This window comes from Streptosporangium sp. NBC_01469, from assembly GCF_036227305.1.
Classification (GTDB): Bacteria; Actinomycetota; Actinomycetes; order Streptosporangiales; family Streptosporangiaceae; genus Streptosporangium.
This window is the reverse complement of the sequence record NZ_CP109465.1, coordinates 9,879,152-9,902,873: the sequence shown is the minus strand read 5'-3', so window position 1 is coordinate 9,902,873 and position 23,722 is coordinate 9,879,152. Positions and strand designations below refer to the sequence as shown.

The following is a 23,722-nucleotide window of genomic DNA, read 5'->3' as shown; positions in this document are numbered from 1 at the left end:
GCAGCGAGCATAACCTGCAATATCCACTTTTGGTGGGTAGTGGGGCTGGAAATGCAGAACGGCCGGTCCCTGGGGACCGGCCGTTCTCGTGGGGTGAGTGAGGGGACTTGAACCCCCGGCATCTAGGACCACAACCTAGCGCTCTGCCAACTGAGCTACACCCACCATCGCCGCCGTAGCAGCACATGAAAAGTGTAGCGGTCTTTGGGAGTCGTTTCGTACCGGGTTTCTCGTGAAACGCTCAAGACCTGTGCGTGGACACGCCCTCGGCCAACTCCCTGGCGGTGGCGGAATCGGGGCCCGGCTGGGGCACGAAGACCGCCGCGCGGTAGTAGCGCAGCTCCCGGATGCTCTCGACGATGTCGGCCAGCGCCCGGTGGCCGCCCTGCTTCTCGGGCGAGGCGAAGTAGACCCGGGGGTACCAGCGGCGGGCCAGCTCCTTCACCGAGGAGACGTCGATCATCCGGTAGTGCAGGAACCCGTCCACGGCGGGCATGTCACGGGAGATGAACGACCGGTCCGTGGAGATGGAGTTGCCGCACAGCGGGGCCTTCTTCGGCTCCCGGACGTGACTCCTGATGTATTCGAGCACCATGGACTCGGCCTCGGCCAGCGTGACACCGCCCTCCAGCGCGTCCAGCAGGCCGGAGGCGGTGTGCATCTCCCGCACCACCTCCGACATCTGCTCAAGGGACTCGGGCGGGGGCTTGATGACCACGTCCACACCCTCGTCAAGCTGATTCAGCTCGCCGTCGGTGACCACGCAGGCCACCTCGACAAGCGCGTCACGGCCAAGGTCGAGCCCGGTCATCTCACAGTCGATCCAGACCAGCAGGTCACTCATAGCCCTCAGGGTAGTACTCACTTCATGGGAGCTTGAATGACTTGATCACCTTGTCTGCTATAGATATGTCGAGATTGTCCGGTACGGAGACGTAGGCCAGCGCCGGACGGGTGTTCTCACCACGGTCGACGATCACGAACGCGGCCCGCTCCCGCTTCCACTTCCAGCCGTTGGCCTTGGCCTGCTCGGAGAAGTCCAGGTCGAAGACGAGCAGCCAGGCGTCCTTGCCGCCGACCTTGACGGCCTTGTCCTCGACGATCTTCCGGGTGTGCGGGGGGCTGTAGAAGGCGGGTTCCACGACCTGCAGCAGCGTCGCGGCGGCCGAACGCAGGCTGCCGACGCCCTGGTAGCCGTACTGGTCGGGAAGCTCGCCGGTCAGCACGTTGCCGAGCCAGTCGCCGCCCCTGCCGTCGAAGTTCTCCTGGGCGACGGCGACGGCCGCGCTGCTCCAGACGAACCCGAGCCCGCCGCCGACGCTGGGGGGCACCTTCCAGGGGCCTTCGGGCATCTCGTACGACAGGCCGGTCACCGGGTCCGTGACGCGCCCGTCCACCGCCTGGGGCGGCGCGCTCCCCGAGGGCGCGGGGGTCGTCTCGGGAGTCGGCTCCTGGCTGGGCTCCAGGCTCGCCGTGGGAGGTGGCGTCCGGGGCGCGGTGGACTCGCCCGCGGTGTTCGTGCGATCGGGATTGACCAGGTACATCGCGGCGACCACGATCACCACGATCAGGATCAGCACACCGCCGCCACCCAGGATCCACGGGAGGGGGCCGCTCTTGCGCGGTGGCGGCCCGGACGGGTAGCCGTCGTAGGGCGGGAGGGGCATCTGCGCCGTGTTGCCGTTCGGCGGCCCGCCCCACTGCGGCTGTCCCGTGCCCGCCGGTCCCGGCGGGCCCTGCTGGTGCGCGCCCTGCTGGGCCCACCGGCCGGTGGGACCCACCCCGTGGGGTCCTTCGGGTGCGGGGGGCGATCCCATCTGCTGAGGGCCCGATCCCGCGAGGTGCGGCTGGGGGGAGGGGCCGGTCTGCGGCCCCCGTTCCGTGCCCTGTCCGGCGGGAGCGTCCGTCTGATGGGTGGCGTCGGTCCACTGAGTGCCGTCCCACCACCGCAGCAGCGGCGAGCCGTAGGGGTCGGGATACCAGCCGGGAGGGGTCTGCGTGGTCATGGCCGCCAGAGTAGTAAGAACGGCTTTGTGCCGCATTGTGGACCTTGGTGATCACTCATGAACATTTATAGGTGAAGGTGGCTCTGTCCTGGAGCTTCTCCCCGTCGGGGAGCGGGGAGAGCAGCATCAGGGTGGCGGTTCCCTTGAAATTTCCCTCGCCCTTGACCGTCCACTCCAGGCTCACCTCGTGCGAGGCCGTCCCGGACGGGATGTGGTCGGTCTGCGTGATCGGCTGCTCGCGGTCGCTCCGCTTCCACTGGTAGCGGACCTCCCCGCCCGCGCCGTTGGTGGACAGCACGCCGGTGATCTTGACCGTCGTGTCGCACCCCTGCGCCTTCTTCGGGGCGCTGATGTCCACCTTCGTCACCTCCAGGGGCGTCGCCGGGCCCCGGAACAGCCAGAGCGCCAGCGCGCCCACGATCATCAGCGCGAGGATCGCCGAGGCGAGGATCGTACGGCCGCGCCTGCGACGCGCGCGAGGGGCCGCACCTGCGCCGAGTCCGCCGGAGGACATCTCGGTCCGCTGCTGGTCCCGGCCGGCCCGCCAGAGCTGGGCGGCCGTGGTCTCCGAGGGCACCCCGGGACCGAACCGCATGATCACATCCTCGGACCCGCGCCGGTCGCCGGTCCCCGGTGCGTGCGGATCACCGGCCCTCGGGACGTGCAGCAGGGTGACGATCTCCCCCTCGTCGGGGGCGGACCGCGCGGGGGCCGGATGCCCGCCCGGGGCGGGCGCGTCGTGCGCCGGCCACCGGTGCAGGGTCTCCACGAGCCTGTCGCGGGTGGTGAATCCGGGCGGCAGGACGTCGCGCCCGGCGAGCAGCGCGTCGCGCGCGGGAGCGAGCCCTCTGATGGAGGCCGTCGCCGCCGCCCTCTCCAGCAGCCCGGCGGCCCCGCGGTCGCCCGAGGCCCAGGTCGCCGCCAGCCCCCGGGCGAGCGACGCCCAGGCCGCCACGTCACGTTCCGGCGCGGGAGGGCGGCCGAGCAGGGCGTCGGCGAGCCCCCGCTCCGCGAGCAGTGCCGACCCGTCCGGGGCGATCACCACGGTGCCCGGGTGGAGCTCCCCGTGGGCGAGCCCGGAGGCGTGCACGGCGAGCAGCGCCTGCGCGGTCTCCACCAGGACGGTGGCCGCGCTGCCCGCGTCGGGCCGGGGCGACCCGGGCGATCCGGGCGAGAGCAGGTCGCCCACCGTCGGGCCGGTCGGCTCCGAGGTGATCAGCCAGACCTCGTCCCGGGCCGTGATGAGGTCGGCGACCGGGATCAGCCCGGTCATGCCGCTCTGCGCGAGCCTGCGGTCGGCGAGCACGGCCGCGACCAGTCGCTCGCGCGCCGCGGGATCGGCGACCAGCCGCGGATCGAACCTGAGGGCGCTCCCCGGCCGTCCGTCGGCCGCGACGGCCGACGACCAGATCCCCAGATCGTCCGCCCAGGTACGGCCGGTCAGCCGGAACCCGGCGACGCCTCCGCGATCGGTGCTCATGGGTCGGTGTTCATGATCGCGATCGTTCCCCTGTCTACCGGCGTTTCCGGTGCCGTCCCGTCAGGCCGCGCTTGACGGCCAGTGTGAACGGTACGGCACCACTGGTCACCAGGCCCAGGGCGAGGAACGCCGCGGGGGTCGCCTCGACGGGCGGCAGGGGCGAGGCGGTGAGCTTGGGAGTCTCGGTACCCGGTGAGGAGGGACCCGTCTCGGTGGGAGTGGGCTCCGAGCTGGGAGACGGCTCCGTCGGCTGGGTGGGAGAGGACGTCGGGGCGGTCGTGGGCTGGGTCGGGGCGGTCGACGGCGGCCTGGTCGTGGGACGGCCGGGGTCGCGGGGGCTGTCGTCCAGGGTGGTGCTCTCCTCCGCGGTGGGGGTCGTGGACGGCGGCTTCTGCGTCGGTGTCCTCGTCGGCCGGGTGGTGGGCCTTCTGGTGGGCCTCGCCGACGGTGTGGGCGTCGCGGCCGCCGACGTCGCGGTGGGCGCCACGGGCGGGAGGCCCGAGCTGGCGGTGGTGCTCGGGGTCGGCGTCGGGGTGGGCGTGCCCGCGGACGGCGACTCCTCCACCGGCTCGTCGATCTCGTCGGTCTCGTCCTCGGGGACGAGCGTCTCCAGCGGGTCCGAGGGGGTCGGGCTCTGCGAGGTGACGGAACTCTGCGACTGGATCTCCGTGGGGTCGCCGGAGCCGACCAGCACCGCGGTCAGCCCGCCGATCACCGCGATGCAGCCGACGCCGACGAGGATCTTGACGCTCAGCCTGCTGACCGAGGAGGTCCTCCCCCCGCCGTCGTCGCCGTCGAGCTCGGTCATGGCCAGCGAGGTGTCGGCTCCGGGGACGGGCGTGTCCATCGGGAACATCGCGGCCAGCAGCCCGGCGATCCCGGCCAGGCGGCGCCGGCCGCGCTCCTGCCAGTCGGGGCCGTAGGCGTCGGCGGCCACCGCCTCGAGCTCGGTGAGGAACGCGCTGGCGGTCGGCGGCCGGTCGGCCGGGTGCTTGGCCAGGCCGCGCTCGACCAGCCCCTGCAGAGCGGAGGGCACCTCCTCGATCGGCGGTGGCATGACCTGGTGCTGGCGGGCCAGTGCGGCGATGTTCGTGGCCCGGAAGGGACGGGTGCCGGTCAGGCACTCGAAGAACACGATGGTGGCGGCGTAGACGTCGGTGGCGGGCCCCGCGGGTCCGCCCACCCACTGCTCGGGAGCCATGTAGGGCGGCGTGCCCGCCGGGGTGTCGCCGTCGCCGGAGCGGACCGCGATGCCGAAGTCGACGAGCTTGCTCCTCCCGTCGGCCCCCACCATCACGTTCTCGGGCTTGAAGTCGCGGTGCACCACGCCCGCCGAGTGCGCGGCGGCGAGCCCCAGGAGCGAGCCCTTGAGCACGAGCAGCGCCGCCTCGGGGCCGGTCGGCCCCTCCGAGCGCAGCAACGTCCGCAGGGCGACGCCGTTGACCAGCTCCATGACGATGGCCGCGCCGTCGCCGGTCTCGACGTAGTCGTACAGCCGGACGGAGTGCGGGCTGTTCAGGGTGTTGAGCACCCTCGCCTCGTGCCGGAAGCGCGCCACGAACCCGACGTCGCTCCTGAGCTCGTCGGACAGATACTTGATCGCCACCACGATGTCGTCGGCGTCGTGCCGAGCCATCACCACACGCCCGGCCGCACCGGCGCCCAACTCGCGGATCTCGGTGTATCCGGGGACTCGCCAGGCCGACGGCGTGCCGTACATAACGGTCTCCTCAGTTGTCAGGGCCCCCACCCATAACAGACGGAGCGTAGCCTAGCGATAGATAACCGCATTCCGCTCATTAACCGTGAATCAGTCTCACAGGGTGGAGCTGATCAGCGGTTATCCGCTATAAGCGGCCCGATCCCGGCAGCGGGCATGGTTCGCGACGCGATGTGCTCGGGCACGGCCAGGTCCCAGGTCAGCGCGGGGTCGGGCTCGGGGGTTCCCCAGACCTGGTGGAGCGGCAGGACCCCGGCCCAGATCGGCCGCCCGTAGTCCTCCTCGTCGTCGACCGGCGGGCCCTGGCGCACCTTCACCGACGCCTCGTCGAGGGAGAGGGCGAGCACCATGGTCGCGGCGAGCTCCTTGCCGGTGGGCCTGCGGGTGGCGTCCCACTGGCCGGGGGCGAGCTGCTCGGTGATCGCCCGCAGCCCGGCCAGGCGCTCCTCGGCGTCCTCCACCCGGCGGGGGCGGCCGTAGACCATGGCGGAGCGGTAGTTGAGCGAGTGGTGGAAGGACGAGCGGGCCAGCACGACGCCGTCCACGTGGGTCACCGTGACGCAGACCTCCTCCGCGTCGCGCAGGGAGGCCGCGCCGGTGGAACCGTGCAGGTAGAGGGTGTCGCCGATCCGGCCATAGCCGGTGGGGACGACCATGGGGGAGCCGCCGGTCACGATGCCCAGGTGGCAGACCAGCCCGGCGTCCAGCACCGCGTACAGATCCTCGCGGGAGGTTCTGCCCCTGTCCTTCGCGCGCTTGAGGGTGGTACGGGGAGTCGTAGAGAGCATGGCACTAATCTAGGGAGAAGTGGATATCGGGAACACGTCCACTCCCATGCTCTTACAGGAGACCACTTTGCCGCGCTCCTTCGTCGACCTGCCCGTATCGGTGGACCGCGGGGCCGGTACGGCGCTCGCCGTCCAGCTCGGCGACCGTCTCAGGGACGCCATGCGCGGCGGCACCCTCACCTCCGGGGAGCGCCTGCCCTCCACCCGCGCCCTCGCCCGCCGGCTCGCGGTCAGCCGCACCGTCGTCACCGAGGCCTACCAGCAGCTGTACGCGGAGGGCTGGCTCGAAGGACGTCACGGCTCGGGCACCTACGTGGCCGACATGGCGCTTCCCCCCGAGGGGGAGAAGGGCCGGCGGGAACCCGCGTCCGTCCCCGTCCCGCTCACGGTGCCCGTGAACGGATACGGGAACGGGCACGGGCCGGGCGTGATCGACCTGCGCCCGGGGCAGCCGTGGGTCCACGACTACGACAGGGCGGCCTGGCGCAGGGCCTGGCGGGGAGCGGCCGACCTGCCGCCGGCGAGCGACCCCGACCCCCGCGGCCTGCCGAGGCTGCGAGCCGCGCTGGCCGACCACCTCCGCAGGACCAGGGCGATCCCCGTCGGGCCGGAGAACGTCATGGTCACCCGGGGGACCGGAAACGGGCTCGACCTGGTCGCCGCCACCCTCCTGCGGCCCGGTGACCGGGCGGGTGTCGAGGAACCCGGCTACCGCGTCGCCAGGAACGTCTTCGCCGGGCGGGGCGCCGAGATCGTGCCCTGCCCGGTCGACGAGGACGGCGTCGTCGTGGACGGCCTCCCCGACGACCTGCGCGTCCTGTACACCACCCCCGCCCACCAGTACCCCCTCGGCGGGCGCCTGCCCATCCCGCGCAGGGAGCGCCTCCTGGCCTGGGCCCGCCGCACCGGCGCGATCGTCGTGGAGGACGACTACGACGCCGAGTTCCGCTACGACGTCGCCCCGCTGCCCGCCCTCCACGGCCTCGACCCCGGGCAGGTGGTGCTGCTGGGCAGTCTGAGCAAGGCCCTGACGCCCGACATCGGCGTCGGCTGGCTGGTCGCCCGCCCGAGCTTCGTCGAAGCCCTCGCCGTGACCAGGGACGCCCTGGCCGACCGTACGGGCGGCCCGGCCCAGCAGGCGGTGGCGGTGCTCCTGGAGAAGGGGGACCTGGACCGGCACCTGCGACGGATGCGCCTGGAGTACGCGCGCCGCCGCGCCGTGGTGGTCGACATCCTCGGATCCAGGGTCACGGGCGACACCGCGGGCCTGCACGTCATGGTGGAGCTGCCGGAGCACGCGGTCGCGCCCCTGGTCGAGGCCGCCCGCGCCCGGGGCGTGCTGCTCGACTCGATGGCCCGCCACTACCACGGGCCGAGGCTGCGGCACGGCCTGGTGATCGGCTACGGCTCCGCGTCGCGGGCCGACGTCAGGCGGGGTGTCTCGGTGGTCGCCGAACTGATCGGCTGATCGGCTGACCGGTCGTCCGAGCCCGCCGGGCGGATCACGAGAACGGCCGTCGAAGCCCGCCGGGCGGATCGTGGGAACGGTCTCCGCGCGCCCGCGGGCATCCAGGCGCCGGGCGAATCACGGCATCGGCCCCCAAAGCCCGCCGGACCCTCCTGTTATCGGCCCCGCCGGCCTGTCACCGGATCCGCCGCGGCGTGGAAGGACCGTTCCCACGCCGCGGCGGATCGGATCACGCTTGCAGGGATGTTCGCAGGCGGCCGAACGTCTTGAGCGCGCGGTCGGCGGTGGTACGCAGGAGCGGGTTGGCCAGGACCGTGCCACGCGCCTTGCGCACCGGCACCCGCAGCATCCAGTGGACCCCGGCACCGGGGCTCAGCCGGGCGACCCGGCCCTCCGCGACCTCGTACTCGCCGTTCTTGAGCTTCTCCTTGTACTCCTTCTCGCCGCGGCCCATGTCGATGACCTCGATCCCGGCGTCGGCGGCCTTCTCGGCCATGGCCAGGTGGTGGATCAGGCCGGGGGAGTACTTCGCGAAGGAGGTGTCGTAGGCGGGGAACCAGCCCGCGAGGGTGGTGCCGGTGCGCAGCCCGAAGTGCCCGGCGACCGGCCGCCCGTCCGCGTACAGCATGTCGAGGACCCCGCCGAAGTGCTCGGTGTCGGTGGCGAGGAAGCGTTCGACCAGCTCCACGATCCACGGCCGGGCGAACCGGTCGGTGCGGCCGGTGCGGCGGTACTGCTCGGTCTTCCAGCCGAGCAGCGTGCGCAGCGGCGCCAGGTCGGTGGTGGCGTAGTCGTGCCGGAGCGGCCCGACGTCGCGCTGGAGCTTGCGGCTCTTGTACGCCGTCGAGCGGTAGGTCTTGCCGGAGGTCACCTTGATCGTCTCGATGTACGGCTCGAAGCCGTCGCGCAGATCGATGATCGGCGAGGGGTGCCTGCTGTGCCCCGGCTGGAGCAGCGGCTGCCCGGAGACCAGGTGGTCGAACTCGTAGACGGCCAGGCCGCATGCCCTGATCAGCCGCTGCGCGTCGATCTCCACGTCCTTGGCGTGCACCAGCCCCTGCGCGTCGGTCAGGCCCGCGGCGACGGGCATGCCGATGCCCATCGGATGGCGCTCGAAGGGGAAGAATCCCACCACGTCCGCCCCGTCGTGCAGCACGGCCACCCGGACGCGTTCCTGGAGTGCGCCGACGGTGACGGTGAACTCCGGCGACAGGAACGGGGTGTCGAAGGCGGGGTCGGCGCTCTGGAGGGTTCTCCATCGGTCGATGTCGGCCGGGCCGAGGTCACGGGGCTGAACAATTGAGACGCGCATGAGCTCCTACTGGGGTGTGCGGGGTCCCCTACGGCATCCTGTGAAGGATGCCGTAAAGCTCAAGAATGCTGGTAGGGACGTAATGTAACGATAAAGGACGGAAGTGAGGGCGGGTGGCACTCATCACAACGTTTCGGGATCTCATTGGGCGACCCCGGCTGGCGCCGCTGACCCGAGTGACGTTCTAATTGGTGGCTATGAGCACCCCTGGCATCGACTGGCCACACCTTGTCGGATGGATCGCGGCCAATGTCCCCGACGCGGGTGAGCCTACCGGGGTCTCCCTGATCGCGGGCGGCAGATCCAACCTGACGTACGTCGTCGAGACCCCCGGGCGCCGCCTGGTGCTGCGCCGCCCGCCGCTCGGGCACGTACTGCCGACCGCCCACGACATGAGGCGCGAGTGGCGGGTGATCTCGGCGCTCGCGCCGACCTCGGTCCCGGTGCCCGAGCCGGTCGCCTTCTGCGACGACCTGGACGTGATCGGGGCGCCCTTCTATCTCATGGGGCATGTGGACGGCGCGGCCGTGCGGACCAGGGAGGACGCCCAGGGGCTCACCCCCGGCCAGACCCGGCGGCTGTCGGAGCGGCTGGCCGAGGTGCTCGCCGAGATCCACGCGATCGACTACGAGGAGGCGGGGCTGGGGGACTTCGGGCGTCCCGAGGGATACATGGCCCGCCAGCTGGAGCGCTGGGGACAGCAGTGGGAGCGGTCGAAGACCGCAGAGCTGCCCGCGTACGACCGCCTGGTGACCCGCCTGCGCGAGCGCCTGCCCGCGCGGTCCGCCTCGACGCTGGTCCACGGTGACTACCGGCTCGACAACACGCTCGTGCGGCTCTCCCCGGATCCCGACATCCTCGCCGTCGTCGACTGGGAGATGTCCACGCTCGGCGACCCCCTGGCCGATCTCGGCCTCACCCTCACCTACTGGCAGGACCCCGGGGACGAGGAGCGCGCCTCGGTCCCGGTCGCGGCGGGCGTCACCGTGGCCCCCGGCTTCCTCACCGCCCGCGAGTTCGCCGCCCACTACGCCAAGGTCTCCGGCGCGGACCTGTCCGACCTGGACTTCTACGTGGCCTTCGGCAACTACAAGCTCGCCGTCATCGTGGAGGGCATCCACGCCAGGTTCAGGCAGGGCAAGACCGTCGGCGAGGGCTTCGAGCACATCGGCGCCGCCGTCCCCACGCTCGTCGACCGGGCACTGAGGGTCCTGGGAGGCTGAATCCGGCCCCCGGCGGTTGGAGGCCGGACGGGAATCGCGGTAGAAGTTTCAAGCGTCATGCAAGCCGCCACGGATACGCTGGCGGCGCGGCTGGTAACGCTTGCCTGTGAACCATGTGGGGGCACCGTCACGTTCAGTGCCGCTGTGGAACGCTACATTCGTTGACCTGCGAGGATCGAGGAATCGGTGATACCGACTAACGGACGGCACCAGCGACGGCGCCCGGCCTGGCCGGTCGCACTGGGGGCGATGATCGTGACGGCGGCACTCGTGGTCGGCATCATCGCCTACGCCGCGAAGCCGGACGTTCCCCGCGGACAGAGCATGACGATGGCCCCGACGCAGGCGGCACCCGTGCTGGAGGCGCCCCCCGCCCTCCAGGAGTGGCCGCGCTGGGGCATCACCCACACGGAGTTCAGCGCCGACAACGAGGGCGGTGAGGTCACCGAGGCCGCCTCCCACATGCTGAGCCGGGTCCCGATGCTGCAGAACCAGCACATCATGGGCTGGGGCGCGGGCAACCCCGAACCGGCGCCGGGCAGGAACGACTTCCGCGACCTCGACCGCCGGATCAGGTTCATGTCCGGTTCCCAGGCCCTCCCGATCATCACGCTGTGCTGCTCGCCGGACTGGATGAAGGGCGGCAGCTCGGGCAGGACCGACTGGACGCAGCTGGAGACCGCGCCCCGGCGCGAGCACTTCGACGACTACGCCAAGCTCGCGGCGACCGTCGCCAGGCGCTACCCCACCGTCAAGCACTTCATGGTCTGGAACGAGCTGAAGGGTTTCTGGAACACGCCCCAGAACCGCTGGGACATCGAGGGCTACACCGAGCTGTACAACAAGGTCTACGACGCCCTGAAGGCCGTCGACAAGGACATCAAGGTCGGCGGCCCCTACGTGTCGGTCGGCAGCACCACCGTCCCCGAGCGGGGAGCGGAGATCCAGGGGCCGTGGGGGAGCATCGTCCAGCGCGACCTGGACGCGGTCCGGTACTGGATCGAGAACAAGAAGGGCGCCGACTTCATCGTCGTCGACGGCGCCTCGGTCACCAAGGAGGCCGGGGCCTTCCCCGACGAGTTCACCGCCCTGGGCAAGTTCGGCGCTCTCACCAGGTGGCTCCAGGAGAAGAGCGGCAACCTGCCGGTCTGGTGGGCCGAGTGGTACGTCGAGCCCACCAACGGCGACTGGGCCGAGGACCGTCGCACAGCCGTCCACACCGCCGCGATGATGGAGTTCGCCACCAGCGGCGTCACCACCTCGCTCTTCTGGAACCCCCAGCGCAAGTCCACCGGTGACGACCAGGTCTGCCCCGGCTGCCTGTGGCACCCGAACACCGGCGTCGAGATGCCCATGGCGGGCATCCTGAGCGGCTTCACCAAGTGGTTCCCCCTCGGGGTCACGCTGGAGACGGTCGCCTCCTCCAACGCGCGGGTGCGGGTCCTGGCCCAGGAGCGCCAGCTCGTGATGGTCAACACCACCGACGCCGCCGCCACCACCGTCGTGGACGGCAGGCAGTTCCAGCTCAAGCCGTACGAGGTCAGGTGGAGCGAGCGCGCGGGAGCCTAGTCGAACTCGCCGTCCTTGACACCTCTGATGAAGCTGTTCCATTGACCCGGGGTGAATCTCAGGACGGGGCCGCTGGGGTTCTTGGAGTCCCGTACGGCCTGCTCTCCGCCGGGTAGTGCCGCGACCTCGACGCAGTTCTGCCCCTCTGCCGAGCTGAGGGAGGCTTTGCGCCAGGTGAGATCGGGCTGAGTATGGCCCATGACTTTCTCCCTCATTTAAGGTTTTTGGCCAGATTTTCAATGTACGTCACTGATGCGTCCGCGCTCAGCGCGGATGCGCGGAGGTGGCCGTAGCCTTTTCCGAACATGCCCGGCGACGTGCGCGTCTGCGTGCGGTGCGGCGCCTGTATCGTCACGCTGGCCGCCGCCGTACGTATGATCTGGGCCGACATTACGGACGACGTACTTCCGGCCGAGGCCGTCGAGCGGATCACCGCGCCGGTCGCTGATGTCTGGGTCGACGTGCTGTGCAACCCGTCCTGCCCGCCGGGCGGCCATGAGCCGTAACCGGGCTGACCACGACGTCACCGTGCCGGGCGGCCCTCCCCTTGGGAATCCCCGACCGGCCGGAATCCGCTTCTCCACCGGCGGCATCAGCGTGGCCGGCGTGCCGGGCAGGTCGTCGGCGGTGAGGGCGGTCTCGGTGGCCCACCATTCCGCAGCCGATGTCCACGCCGACCGCTGACGAGATGATCGCGCCATCGGTATCAAGAGCCACGCTGACGAGCTTCAGTTGCGCATGATCTCGATCAGGCTGGCATAGCTGTCCTTGCCGTGTCCCGCAGCGATGCCCTTGGATGTCAGCGCTCTGACGAGTTGCGGCAGGGCCGTGTCCAGACCGTGTTCCTCGCTGGCGTGCACGAGGTGGTCCATCAACGGTGCGTCCAGTTCGAGCCACTCCTCGTCCCCGGGATACTCACGCGCGTCAACCTGCCAGGCATAGTCAGTGATGACCTCCGTGATGGTCGTCGACAGCCAGTGCTGCAGGAGAGGAGCCACTGTCCTGGCCTGAACCTGGGCCGTTCCCAGCAATGCGACAGTGTGCAGGAAGCCGGTCAGCGTCGCCCAGGCGAAGTTGAGCATCGCCAGGTCATAGAGTGCGGCGGTGCCGGCGTCCGGCCCGAGGTAGGTCGCGCCACCCAACTGCCCGAGTACTGCTGCGTGACGATTGAACACCTCCTCGGAACCGCTGTAGACGAGCACTGTGTCGTGCTTGCCGACGTGCTCGGGATGAGCCATCAGTGCGCCGTCCAGGTAACAGCCGCCGCCGTTCACCAGCCAGGTGGCGGTCTCGCGGGCCTGCGCGCTCGTTCCGGATGTGAGGTTGACCACGTCATGGACCGCATGTCGGTCGGCACGTTCGAGGATGCGCCGCGCCGCTTCGTAGTCCTCGACGCAGAGGATGATCAGCGCCGCGGCCGCGAACGCCACCTCCAGGGAACCGGCTCGTGACGCGTCGGCCGCGACATGCTCCTTGTCAGACTGGCCGGCCTCGTCCCAAACCGTCACGGTGTTGCCCGCCGCCGCGAGTGCCGAGGCCAGGGCCGCGCCCCTCGCGTTCAGCCCGATCACTGTGATCCGCACACCTGCGTGGTCCGCATTCGACATGTATTCTCCCGCATTTTCGCTCATGGCCCGTGATGGCCGTAACGGACGCCCGGTGCGGACACGTCTCCTCCGTCGGTGTCGACGTTTCCGCACCCCAAAAGGCTTCAGCCTTCCGTGCTGACGGCCGTACCGTTATGACCATCCGAACTCGGGCGATTCACCGGTTCCCGGGCGATGAATTTGGGCCACCGCGCCGGTCTACCTTGAAAAAGGAGCTGTCGGGACCAGGGGGCGACCATGGCGTGCACGACGTATACCTGGGCCGGGAGGCCGGCTCGATGACCATCATCGCGATGCCGGACCGCGACTTCGCCCGCATGACCGACACCTACCGGCGGGAACTACTGGTCCACTGTGCCCGCATGCTCGGCTCGGCAGAGGAGGCGGAGGACCTCGTCCAGGAGACGTATCTACGCGCGTGGCGGTCCTACCGCGATTTCGAAGGTCGCTCGTCGGTGCGTACCTGGCTGTACCGCATCGCCACCAACGTCTGCCTCACCGCCCTGGACGCGCGAGGGCGTCGGCCCCTGCCAACCGGCCTGGACGGTCAGCCCGCCGTCACGCGGTCCCCACGGACACCAGCTGAGGAATCGGCGTGGCCGGAGCCGATGGGCACGGTCGTGTTCGGTGTGGAGCCCGTCAACCCGGCCGCGATGGTCCAGTCCCGGGCCTCGGTACGGCTCGCCCTGGCGGCAGCCTTGCGCCATCTGTCACCACGGCAGCGAGCAGTGCTGATTCTGCGCGAGGTGCTGGACTTTCGTGCGGTCGAGGTGGCCGAAATGCTCGAGACGTCGAGCGTCGCGGTCAACAGCGTGTTGCAGCGGGCGCGGGCGCGGCTCTCCGCGGCGGCTCTCACGCCCGACCACATCGGTGAGCCCGGTAGCGGGTGTGAACGGGACGTGCTCGACCGCTATGTCGCGGCCTTCGAGAAGGGCGACCTCGCCGCCTTGACACGGTTGCTCACCACCGATGTCGTGTGCGAGCTGCCGCCCGACCCCGACACGTTGGCGGGCCGCGACGCCATCATCCGCTACCTCGCCACCGAATGTCCCGCGTTCGGCGCCTGCAAGCTGGTCCGCACCTCCTACAAGGGGAGACCGGCGTTCGCCACGTACGTCCGGGGCGACGATGGCGTGTACCGGCCCTACTCCCTCGACGTGCTCACCATCACCAGGCCGGGCGTCTCGCGGATCGAATCCCTTCAGGATCCCGTGCTGCTGTCCACCTTGACGAGCACCCGGCTCGGGCGCGCTTGACGACGAGCCGGTACCCCGCGCCACCGGTGGACGGCGCAGGCCTGAACAGGGTGGAGTTCGTGGGGCCCTCCCCGAAGTGTGGACACCTTGAGTACCGGATCGCGGGCACCTGCGGCGTGGCCTTGGTTCTTACCAACACCCCGAACTGGGCCGACGCGCCCAACCCACGCCTTTGTCTTCGCCCGCCATCGAATTTCCCTGGATCGCACCCACCTCCCGGCCCTGTGAGCGCAGCTCCAGCACCGCTCGCGAATAATGTCTTGAACTGACAAAGTCCTACCGGGCGACCCCCGGGGCGCCGGAGGGCCTGCGCCAGTTGGTGAACCAGCGCAGCAGCCACTCCACGGGCCCGTAGCGGTGACGGCGCAGCCACCACAGGCTCCAGACGGCCTGCGCGGCGAAGATGCCGACGCCGATCGACACGACACAGAACGGGCTGAGCTGGTCGACCAGGCTCAGCCCGTAACCGGTGAAGATCAGTGAGCTGATCAGCGACTGCCCCAGATAGTTCGTCAGCGCCAGCCTGCCGGGCGCCGCGAACGCCTCGGCCAGGCGCGGCACCACCGGGAGCAGGCGCAGCAGCGTCGCGGCGTAGGCCGCGGCCAGCAGCGGCGCGGTGACCAGGTTCACCGCCTGGCCGACCATGTGGTACGCGTGCCCGCCGCCCGACCAGGTCGAGTGCGCGTAGACCAGCGCCCCGGCAAGCCCGGCGGTGAACCCCGCCCACTGCAGCCGCCGCAGCGTGGCCGTGTGCCCGGACAGGTCGGTCAGCAGCCGCAGCTTGCCCACGGCGAGCCCGACCAGGCAGGCGGCGAGCACCGTTGGCCCCTGGAAGAAGACCCGCAGCACGAAGATCTTGGCGAGCCTGTGCAGGTGCTCATTGATGATCATGGATGCGGAGCCGTGCAGGGCCTGGTCCGACAGGGCGGCCTGCGCCGCGTTCTCCGACACGGCCTCCGAGGCGTCGGTGCCCAGCACCGCGAGCACGGCCAGCAGCAGCACCCCCACGGCCAGCGCCACCGTCAGCGCGAGCGCGGCGATCACCGCGGTGCGCGGGGTGATCCGCCGCACCGCCAGCAGGACCAGCCCCACGATCGCGTACGTCGCCAGGATGTCACCGGGGAACAGGAGGATCCCGTGGGCCAGGCCGAGCAGGAACAGCCCGCCCAGGCGGCGCAGGAACCTGGGCGCGAACGCCGCCGCCGACCTGCGGGCCGAGTCGATCTGGAGGGTGAAGCTGTAGCCGAACAGGAAGGCGAACAGCAGATAGAACTTGTTCTCGAAGAGCACCGAGACGACCCAGCGCACCTCCCAGTCGAGCGGCGCGGAGAACGACGGCGCCGCCAGCCCCGCCATCCGGTATCCCGAGGCGAGATAGGTGATGTTGACCACCACGATGCCGAACAGCGCGAAACCGCGTAGCGCGTCGACCGCCGCGATCCGCCGCCCTGTGGCCCCGGTGGAGGTCCCCGCCCGGCCGCGGGGCTCCCCTGCGAGCATCTGACCGTCCTTCGAGCAGCTTCGGGAAGTGCGTCCCCCCGGCGAACGGTGCCCAGTATGGCGCGGCCCGGCCGCCCGCCGAGAGACTTTGTTCCTTATTGAAGCTGGTACCCGATGACGATGAACCGCTCCGCGATCACCGCCACGGCCAGCACGAACGCGGGCACCGCGACGAACAGGATGCGCCTCCTCCTCCGCCTGGTCGCCTGGTCGTGGCCACGCAGGCGGACCACCTCGTAGCCGAACAGCGCGATCCACGTCACGCCCAGCGCGGCCAGGCCGACCGGCGTCCAGGGCGAGGTCGGGTCGCTGCCGCCGAGCGGCACCCCCGGCTCGGGGATCTCGGCGCCCTCGGGGTAGGACCTCAGCGTGTAGACGGCCGCGTCCTCGCCGTTGAAGACCCGCTTGAGCTCCTTGCTGGCGTCGAGCGCGGCGCGGAACCGCGGTGCCCAGTCCGGCGGGAAGCCGTGGTTGAGCTGCAGGTATCCGGCCTGCCCGCGGGTGGCCACCAGATAGGTGTTGGGCGGCGACACCCGGAGCTTGTCGATCACCGAGGAGAGCTGGGCCGGGTTCTTGTCCACCAGCACCTGCTGGTAGGAGATCTTGTCGAAGTCGCGTTCGCCCCACGGGATGCTCGGCGTGACCTCCTCGCCGAGCAGCGGGACCAGGTAGAGGACGCGGGCGCTCGGCTTGTCGTGTTCGTAGACGTAGTGCATCGCCGCGACCTCGCTGGCGGAGACCCGCTCGAACTGCTCGTTGCCGTAACGCGCGACCAGGAAGACCATCGCCAGCACCATGGCGCACCCCGCGGCCAGCAGCAGCGAGATCCGCCGGGTCAGCTCCGGGTTGAACCGGATGTTGCGCCTGCGGATCGGCACCGTCTCCTCCGGCGCGTCCTCGGTGCCCGCCGGGAGGTTCGGGAAGAAGGCGTACGCGGCCAGGATGCAGGCGCCGGGCAGCGCGAACAGGTAGATGCGCAGGCCGATCTCGCCGCCGTAGTTCTGCAGGCCGAGTGCGAGCACGGGAACACACAGCAGCAGCAGGGCCGCGCGGTCGCCGACGCCGCGCCGCAGGCGGCGGAACAGTCCGGCGGCGGCCAGCGTCAGGATGACGCCGCAGATGCCCAGGCGGGCCATCAGGACGAGCGCGTGCTTGGGGTCGCTGCCGTCGATCCGGTCGCCGGTGTTGCTCTGGAGGTTCTCCAGGATCCGGCCCAGACCGCCGAAGAGCTGGTCGATGTGCCCGCTCCAGAAGGTGACCGTCTGGTAGCTGATCCAGGCCAGCACCATCAGGCCCAGGAAGAAGGGCAGCCCCCAGCTGAGCGAGGAGCGCCGGAGCAGGATCAGGCCGGTCAGCGCGCCGAGCATCATGAACGGGGTGATCTGGTGCGAGGCGGTCGCGGTCGCGAACAGGCCGATCAGCACGATCAGCATGATGGCCCGGTCGTAGACGCCGGTGGAGTGGGGCAGCTCACCCGGTGTCAGCCCGTCCAGGCGGGCGAGCAGCCGCCGGATCGGCCCCTTGGCCGGCATCGGTTTGTCGCGCGGCTCCACCTTGCCGAACCAGCGCAGCACGATCGCCACGAAGGCCAGGTAGATCGCGTACGTGAAGCCCTGGGAGGAGAAGTAGTCCTGGCCGATCCACTGCACGATGACGAACAGCAGCGCGGCGAACCAGCGGGCCCTGGTGGTGGCGACGACCTGGCGCAGGATCAGCACGAACGGCAGGAGGTACAGCAGGTTCGACAGCAGCGGAGTCCACCGCATGATCGTCGTCAGGTCGGTGACCCCGGCGGCCTTGGTGATGAACCCCACCAGCGCGAAGAACCCCGGCCACGCCAGACGGGCGTCGAGGATGGCGGAGGCCTCACCGGTGCGGTTGATGTACTCCACGAAGCCCGCGTGGACGTAGGCCGTGTGGAACCTGGCCTCGTCCTCGATCAGGGCCGCCGCCCCGTGCAGGGCGAAGGTGATCGCCGCGATCTGGAAGAGCAGCAGGAACTTGCGGTCGGTGTTCTGCGCGATCGTGACGAAGAACGCGACGAGCATCAGCAGGATCGCGGCGAACGCGGTCAGCGGCATCGCCGAGATCAGGCCCACACCGTCGATCTCGGTCAGGTCGACGCCCCGCAGCGGGCCCGGCGCCACGCGCAGGGCCAGCACGTACATGATCAGGCCCTCGACGGTGAGCAACGGCGGCAGCCACACCATGGCCGACCGCATCACGGTCTGCAGGCGCGAGGGCCCGGCGGTGGGCGTCGCGGCCGGCGGTCCGGGGGCGGCCACCGCGGACGGAGGCATGGACGGAGGCATGGCGCTGGTCGCCGGTACCGCCTTCCCCGCTCCCTTTCCCGTCCCGGAACCGGTCCCCGAGCTCCTCTGCGTGCCCTGTGGGGACTGATGGGCTGCCGGGGTTTCTGTGACCTCGGGGAGGGGCTCCGAGACTTCCAGGGGCTGCCTGGGCGCCCCGGAGGACCTTTCCCATGGCTCCTCCCCCGGAAGGCTCGGGGACTCCGAGGGCTTAGAGGGCTTCGAGGGGGCGGGGGGCGCCGTGGGAGGGGACGCGGCCCGGCCGGGCAGGCGAAGCTCCGTCGTGGTGTCGGCCCTGTCCTCGTCCTCGGGGTCCTCGGGGTCCTCGGGGTCCCCGGCGCGCGCGGGCGGGGCTCCGGCCGTCCCGGTTTCGGGAGCGTCGACGCGGGGCGGGGACATCGGGCGGAGGGGAAGCCGGATGATGGCGGTGACCTCGGGGTCGTCGTCATAGGCGCTCTCCTCCGGAGCGCCGTCCGCCTCGCCCGGGGTGTCGTCGCCGACGTCATCCGTGGAGTCCGGTGGCGTGGCGGCGTCGGCGTCGGCGTCGGTGTCATCCACGGAGCCTGGCGGCGTGGCGATGTCGGCGTCGTCCGCGGAGTCCGGCGGAGTGTCGTCATCGGCCGCGTCGTCAACCGGCGCGTCGTCGCCACGAGGGTCACCCCCCGGAGTCTCCTCGCCGCCGGACGTCTCGCCGGGAGTCTCGCGGCCGGGAGTCTCGCCGTACGGACTCCTGCCGTACGGACTCCCGCCGGACGTCTCCCCGCCCGGAGCCTCCCCGTCGGGGATCTCGTCGGGGATCTCGCCCGGGACCTCGTCGGGAGCCTCGTCGCCGGGCGCTTCGGAGAGCGCCGTGCCGGTGGGCTCGCCGTCGGACCCGGCCCGGGGCCCGTCCGAAGGCGCGGGGTGGGTGGGATCGATCTCCCCGACCTCGGCAGTCTCCGCCGCCCCCGTCGTCGTCACGTCATTACCTGCCCGTTGCCTCACGTCTAACATCATGGCGGCTACGCGGACCGGGGTGTGACGGGCCACCACGGATATCCGTCATGTCCGGGTGCTTCGCGTAGACCGAAGAAAAAGCGTTACCGCGGCCTTGTTCCAGCCAGGTGGTCCCCTCTCGGGGCCTCCGCTTCCGAAGGAGGGGAGGCACCGGACAGAACGGGGACCACCGATCTCACCGGGTCGCCCACCGGAGCGCGACCCGCCCCGCGGATCGCGCTGCTCCGGGGCGTACCCGGTCGTTCACGCCTGGCCGCGTACCCGGCGCAGACCGTATCTCGTGCGCCTGACGACGGCGTACCCCTTCGTCAGCATTCGTTCCCGCATGTAGATCAGCGGGACCTGGTTTCCTTCGACCGCACGGCTGAACATCTTCATCGACGTGCCCTCGGCGACGGTCAGGCGCGGCAGCGCGAGCACGTCGTGCCGGTCGGCGGCGATGGCGTTGTTCACCGCGCAGGCGGCCCAGTATCCGGCCTTCCTGACCTCGCGCCGCACGCGCACGCTGGAGTAGCCGTACGGGTAGGCCATCGTCGAGACCAGGGAGCCGATCTTGTCCTCGAGCAGGGCCTTGTTGCGCCGCAGCTCCTGGCGGAGCTCGTCCTCGGGCAGCTGGTCGAGCTGGGGGTGGCTGTGGCTGTGCCCGCCGATCTCCATGCCGCACGAGGCGGCCTCGCGGGCCTGGCTCCACGACAGCATCGTGTCGAGGGGCCTGCCCGCCGCGTCCTTGCCCGCGTCGCTGACCCACCCGCTGGTCAGGAAGACCGTCGCGGGGAAGTCGTAGCGTTCGAGCAGGGGCAGCGCCTCGCTGTGGAAGTCGGCGTACCCGTCGTCGAAGGTCACCACGACCGGCCGCTCGGGGATGGAGCGGCCGTTGTTGTTGTGCAGCGAGGCGACCAGGTCGGCCACCGTCAACGGTGTGAAACCGTTCTCCTTCAGGTAGGCCAGCTGCTCGGCGAAGGCCGAGGGCCGTACCGCCAGCGGCTTCGTCTCGGCGTTGGGCCGGTCGGAGACCGAGTGGTACATCAGGATCGGTACGCGGATCATGACGGACGCACCCGCTTCAGCTTCAGTCGAAGGGAACCGACAACGTAACCCCAGGTCGTCCAGGCGAGGCCGACGACGATCGCCCCGGCCCTGCCGAGGCCGGGCAGGTCGCCCCGCAGGGCCTCGCCGACCCCGCGCAGCGCGCCCAGCGGCAGCGCCTTCAGCGCGTGAGCCCGCTCGCTCGACAATCCGTCGCCCGCTCCCACGCTCTGGGCGACCAGTGCCTTGGACAGGCCCTCGGCGAAACAGCGCGAGCGGAAATAGGCGAACGTCGAGCGTACGGGCGGCACCTTGTGGCCGATCACCGCCGCCGGCTCGAACAGCATTCCCGACCCCGGCATCCGCTGCGAGAGCCGGATGCAGAACTCGGTCTCCTCACAGCCCAGCGGGCGGGGCTTGCGCCCCTGCACGCTGCGCCCGATGCCGGTGTGGAACCCGCCGACACCGCCGATGACCTCCCGGCGGAAGGCCGCGTTGCCGCCCATGACGTTGCGGATCCGCGCACGTTCCGTGGGCATGCCCAGATAGCTGCACCCCACGGTCCAGTCGAACTCGTGGGGATACCAGCCGGGCCGGTGCCCGATGCCCCACAGCGGCCTGGTCTGCCCGCCCACCCCCACGATGGTCGGGTCCTGGAAGCCCTCCTCCAGTGCTTCCAGCCAGCCAGGCTCCGCGACGGCGTCGTCGTCCAGATACGCCACGATGTCGCCGGAGGCGGTCGCCGCGCCGGTGTTCTTGCCACCGGACAGCCCCTTCTCCTGAGCGTTCTCCACCACGATCGCGCCGGGATACTCCTTCTTGAGCCTCAGGTGGAGATCCGGGTTGTAGTCGACGACCAGGATGATCTCGTGCGGCTCGTGTGTCTGGTTCTGGACCGATTCGACGGCTGCTCGGATGTCCTCCCAGCGGTCCTCGGTGTAGACGCAGATGACGACACTGCTTCTCATGGCTACGCGGCGCCCTGGTCGGCGGCCGGGGTGGCGGCTGCCGGCTCGTGAACGACGGGAGCCGGGTTGCTCCGCCACTCGCGGATGATGGTCTTCAGCACCCGGATGCCGTCGCGGACGGCGTGCAGGTTGCTCTCGCCGTGGATGCGGCAGCGCTCGTGGCTGGGAACCTCGTGGACCTTGAGCCCGGCCTTGGCGGCGCGGACGTTCATCAGGGTCTCGATCTCGAAGCCGTCGCAGTCGAGGTTGAGGACGTCCAGGTGGCGGGCCCAGAAGGCGTTGTAGCCGTAGCACAGGTCGCTGTAGCTGGTGCCGTACATCCTGTTGACCAGCGCGGTCAGTGACTTGTTGCCGAACTTGCGGATGAACGTCAGGTCGTCGCTGCCGCCGCCGGACGCGTAGCGCGAGCCCTTGACGAAGTCGGCCCCGGTGACCAGCGCGCCCACGAACTGGATGATCTCGCGGCCGTCCGTGGAGCCGTCGGCGTCGATCATCACGATGATGTCGCCGGTGCAGGCGGCGAATCCGGCCGTCAGCGCGTCGCCCTTGCCCTTGCCCGTCTGGTGGACCACGCGGACGTTGGGGCGCAGCTTCCTCGCCACGGCCACGGTGTCGTCCTTCGAGTTGCCGTCGACCAGGACGATCTCGTCGATCCACTGCGGCAGCGTCGCGAAGACGTGCGGAAGGTTCTCCGCCTCGTTCATGGCCGGTACGACGACGCTGACGGTCGGGGAGATCGCCATGTTGGGGGTGATGGGAGTGAACCGCTCGATGGGTGGAACCGCCCTCAGCGGTGGCTTGTTGTTGTAGTGCTTGGTGATCTCGGGGCTCATTGTGACGGATGTCCTTCCGGGCGGTCGGTCGTCAGGGGCGACTGGCGGACGGACCCGGGGCCATGGCCGATCGGGACGACCGGCGGAAACGGCGAATGCGATGAGGGATGCATGCGAGGGTCCTGGCGGGTGGTGTGGTGATGAAAGTGGGAGCGGGCTAGCCCACTCCCCATGGTTCCTTGACGACCGGAGTGCCTGATTGGTTCTGCGCGGGGGAGCGCATACGGCCGAAACCCTTCAGCACACGATCAGCAAGCCTGTACAAATTCGGGCGATCTGTGACGATCGTTCGTGCCTTGTTGACCGGGGTGCGGCCGATCCAGTGGACGGCGGCGGCCGGGGAGGGACGCGACACGCGACCTTCCGCGACGAAGAGGTCACCGCTTTTCAACCAGCTCTTGTACTCGCGCCCGCCCTTGCCCATGTCCACCTGCCGCAGCCCGGAGTTCGCGGCGTGCTCGGCCATGTGCAGGTGGTGCATGATGCCGGGGGAGTAGCGCGCGAACTCGGTGTCGTAGGCCGGGAACCAGCCCACCAGGGTCGTCGCCGTCCGGAGGCCGAAGTGACCGGCGACGGGCCTGTCTCCGGCGTAGACCATGGTCAGGACGCCCGCGAAACTCTCGGACTTCTCCGCGTGCATCTCGTCGAGCAACTGGACGATCCACGGCTGGGCGAAGCGGTCGACCCGGCCCGTCCTGCGGTACTGGTCGGACTTCCAGTTGGTGAGCGTGCGGAGCGTGCCCGCGTCGGCCGAGTCCCACTCGAAGCGGATCTCGCCCTGCTCGCGGCCGAGCTTGCGCTCCTTGTAGCGGACCGTCTTGAGGTTCTTCGGCGAGTTGGCCTTCACCTGCTCGATGTAGGTCTCGAACCCTACGCTGAGGTCCATCACCGGAGCCGGTCGCACGTCCGACTCGTACGGCGCGAACGTCGGCTGGCCGGGAACCAGGTGGTCGAAGTCGAAGACGGAGAGCTTGCAGGCGCGCAGCAGGGTCCGGACGTCCAGCTTGAGGCCGGAGACCGCGATCAGTCCGTGGCAGGTGGTCAGGAAACCGCCGAGAGGCTTGCCGATCCCGAAGCTGTGGCGCTCGTAGGGGAAGAACCCCACGATCTTGCCGCCGTCCTGGATGACCGCGACACGAACGTAGTCACGCAGCCGCCCCATGGCGAGGGTGAACTCCACGGAGAGGAAGGGGTTGTCCAGCGACGGATCCGCCACCTGCAACTCCCGCCATCGAGAGATCTCGGGCTCCCCGAGGTCTCCGGGGCGAACGATGACGATGTTCACCTTGACCTGGCCCCCTGTTCGGTCTGCAAGCTCCCGCTCCCCCGATACAACACGCGTAGTACGTATATGAAGCCGCCGAGCACCGCGATGGTCGCAACTCCGGCACGGGGCGACCATGCGTCAAAGGTAAGCATGGCAGCGGCCAAGAGAACGTTCACAACCAGGCTCGCCGCCGCACCCACTGATAGTGCCGCAAGCGGGTCACGATCACGCAACAGTCCTACCACCGCGGCGCCCGGGACAACCAACAGGAACAGGGGCGTAAGGATCAAGCGTAACGGAGTGTCGATGTCGGCCAAGGCGATCACGGCCCCCGCGACGCATGCGAGGGTGAGTGCCCATTTGAGCACCCTGCGGTTGATCGACATCTCCGAGC

Annotated in this window: 20 protein-coding genes and 1 tRNA gene; 5 read left to right on the top strand and 16 right to left on the bottom strand. The window is 70.1% G+C overall.

The features are described from left to right. Positions 1 to 89: 89 nt before the first annotated feature. From OG587_RS43210 to OG587_RS43185, 6 genes are all read right to left on the bottom strand, one after another. Positions 90 to 165 (bottom strand) — tRNA-His (locus tag OG587_RS43210). A gap of 76 nt (positions 166 to 241) precedes the next feature. Continuing rightward, complete coding sequence (gene orn / locus OG587_RS43205; RefSeq protein ID WP_329084652.1) at positions 242 to 844, bottom strand: oligoribonuclease; 603 nt, start codon at positions 842 to 844, stop codon at positions 242 to 244. 22 nt (positions 845 to 866) lie between these two features. Next, a complete protein-coding gene (locus OG587_RS43200) occupies positions 867 to 2,006 on the bottom strand; it encodes a DUF2510 domain-containing protein (protein ID WP_329084651.1) in 1,140 nt (379 codons plus the stop codon). A gap of 55 nt (positions 2,007 to 2,061) precedes the next feature. Next, positions 2,062 to 3,486 carry a hypothetical protein gene (locus tag OG587_RS43195; RefSeq protein WP_329084650.1) on the bottom strand — a complete coding sequence of 475 codons (1,425 nt, stop codon included), beginning with the start codon at positions 3,484 to 3,486 and terminating at the stop codon, positions 2,062 to 2,064. A 34-nt stretch (positions 3,487 to 3,520) separates the two neighbouring features. Further along, positions 3,521 to 5,206 (bottom strand): serine/threonine protein kinase, encoded by a 1,686-nt coding sequence (locus tag OG587_RS43190; RefSeq protein ID WP_329084649.1) that lies wholly within the window; start codon positions 5,204 to 5,206, stop codon positions 3,521 to 3,523. A gap of 113 nt (positions 5,207 to 5,319) precedes the next feature. Then, on the bottom strand, positions 5,320 to 5,994 hold the full coding sequence (locus OG587_RS43185) for a pyridoxamine 5'-phosphate oxidase family protein (RefSeq protein ID WP_329084648.1): 675 nt from the start codon (positions 5,992 to 5,994) through the stop codon (positions 5,320 to 5,322). A gap of 67 nt (positions 5,995 to 6,061) precedes the next feature. On the opposite strand from OG587_RS43185, the gene pdxR reads away from it, so the two are divergent. Then, complete coding sequence (pdxR, locus tag OG587_RS43180; protein WP_329084647.1) at positions 6,062 to 7,462, top strand: MocR-like pyridoxine biosynthesis transcription factor PdxR; 1,401 nt, start codon at positions 6,062 to 6,064, stop codon at positions 7,460 to 7,462. Positions 7,463 to 7,691: 229 nt separating this feature from the next. Here pdxR and OG587_RS43175 read toward each other — a convergent pair whose 3' ends face one another. Further along, complete coding sequence (locus tag OG587_RS43175) at positions 7,692 to 8,774, bottom strand: GNAT family N-acetyltransferase (RefSeq protein WP_329084646.1); 1,083 nt, start codon at positions 8,772 to 8,774, stop codon at positions 7,692 to 7,694. A gap of 197 nt (positions 8,775 to 8,971) precedes the next feature. Between OG587_RS43175 and OG587_RS43170 the strand changes: the two genes are divergently transcribed. Continuing rightward, the gene (locus OG587_RS43170; protein ID WP_329084645.1) at positions 8,972 to 9,997 is read left to right on the top strand and encodes a phosphotransferase family protein; all 1,026 of its coding nucleotides are present in this window, start codon (positions 8,972 to 8,974) and stop codon (positions 9,995 to 9,997) included. A gap of 186 nt (positions 9,998 to 10,183) precedes the next feature. Continuing rightward, positions 10,184 to 11,566: a GH39 family glycosyl hydrolase gene (locus tag OG587_RS43165; RefSeq protein WP_329084644.1), complete on the top strand. Its 1,383-nt coding sequence runs from the start codon at positions 10,184 to 10,186 to the stop codon at positions 11,564 to 11,566. Here OG587_RS43165 and OG587_RS43160 read toward each other — a convergent pair. After that, a complete protein-coding gene (locus tag OG587_RS43160) occupies positions 11,563 to 11,766 on the bottom strand; it encodes a DUF397 domain-containing protein (RefSeq protein ID WP_329084643.1) in 204 nt (67 codons plus the stop codon). The genes OG587_RS43165 and OG587_RS43160 overlap by 4 nt on opposite strands. Before the next feature lie 105 nt (positions 11,767 to 11,871). Between OG587_RS43160 and OG587_RS43155 the strand changes: the two genes are divergently transcribed. After that, the gene (locus OG587_RS43155) at positions 11,872 to 12,072 is read left to right on the top strand and encodes a hypothetical protein (protein ID WP_329084642.1); all 201 of its coding nucleotides are present in this window, start codon (positions 11,872 to 11,874) and stop codon (positions 12,070 to 12,072) included. Positions 12,073 to 12,294: 222 nt separating this feature from the next. Here the strand turns inward: OG587_RS43155 and OG587_RS43150 are convergent, their stop codons facing one another. Continuing rightward, positions 12,295 to 13,173: an imine reductase family protein gene (locus OG587_RS43150; RefSeq protein WP_329084641.1), complete on the bottom strand. Its 879-nt coding sequence runs from the start codon at positions 13,171 to 13,173 to the stop codon at positions 12,295 to 12,297. 242 nt (positions 13,174 to 13,415) lie between these two features. Here OG587_RS43150 and OG587_RS43145 point away from each other — a divergent pair, with 242 nt between their 5' ends. After that, positions 13,416 to 14,429, top strand: a complete 1,014-nt coding sequence (locus tag OG587_RS43145; protein WP_329084640.1) for an RNA polymerase subunit sigma-70 — start codon at positions 13,416 to 13,418, stop codon at positions 14,427 to 14,429. A gap of 276 nt (positions 14,430 to 14,705) precedes the next feature. On the opposite strand, the gene OG587_RS43140 is transcribed toward OG587_RS43145, so the two are convergent. The 7 genes from OG587_RS43140 to OG587_RS43110 all read right to left on the bottom strand — a co-directional run bounded on the left by OG587_RS43140 (position 14,706) and on the right by OG587_RS43110 (position 23,714). After that, positions 14,706 to 15,929, bottom strand: a complete 1,224-nt coding sequence (locus OG587_RS43140; RefSeq protein WP_329084639.1) for a DUF418 domain-containing protein — start codon at positions 15,927 to 15,929, stop codon at positions 14,706 to 14,708. Between the two features lie 95 nt (positions 15,930 to 16,024). Next, entirely contained in the window at positions 16,025 to 19,198 is a 3,174-nt protein-coding gene (locus tag OG587_RS43135; protein ID WP_329084638.1) for a hypothetical protein, read from the bottom strand. A gap of 279 nt (positions 19,199 to 19,477) precedes the next feature. Continuing rightward, entirely contained in the window at positions 19,478 to 20,281 is an 804-nt protein-coding gene (locus OG587_RS43130) for a polysaccharide deacetylase family protein (protein ID WP_329084637.1), read from the bottom strand. Continuing rightward, positions 20,278 to 21,228, bottom strand: a complete 951-nt coding sequence (locus OG587_RS43125) for a glycosyltransferase family 2 protein (RefSeq protein WP_329084636.1) — start codon at positions 21,226 to 21,228, stop codon at positions 20,278 to 20,280. The genes OG587_RS43130 and OG587_RS43125 overlap by 4 nt, the downstream gene beginning before the upstream one ends. Positions 21,229 to 21,230: 2 nt before the next feature. Next, positions 21,231 to 22,061, bottom strand: a complete 831-nt coding sequence (locus tag OG587_RS43120; protein WP_329084635.1) for a glycosyltransferase family 2 protein — start codon at positions 22,059 to 22,061, stop codon at positions 21,231 to 21,233. A 157-nt stretch (positions 22,062 to 22,218) separates the two neighbouring features. Then, complete coding sequence (locus tag OG587_RS43115) at positions 22,219 to 23,346, bottom strand: GNAT family N-acetyltransferase (protein WP_329084634.1); 1,128 nt, start codon at positions 23,344 to 23,346, stop codon at positions 22,219 to 22,221. Beyond that, entirely contained in the window at positions 23,343 to 23,714 is a 372-nt protein-coding gene (locus OG587_RS43110; protein WP_329084633.1) for a hypothetical protein, read from the bottom strand. The genes OG587_RS43115 and OG587_RS43110 overlap by 4 nt, the downstream gene beginning before the upstream one ends. Between the last annotated feature and the right edge of the window lie 8 nt (positions 23,715 to 23,722).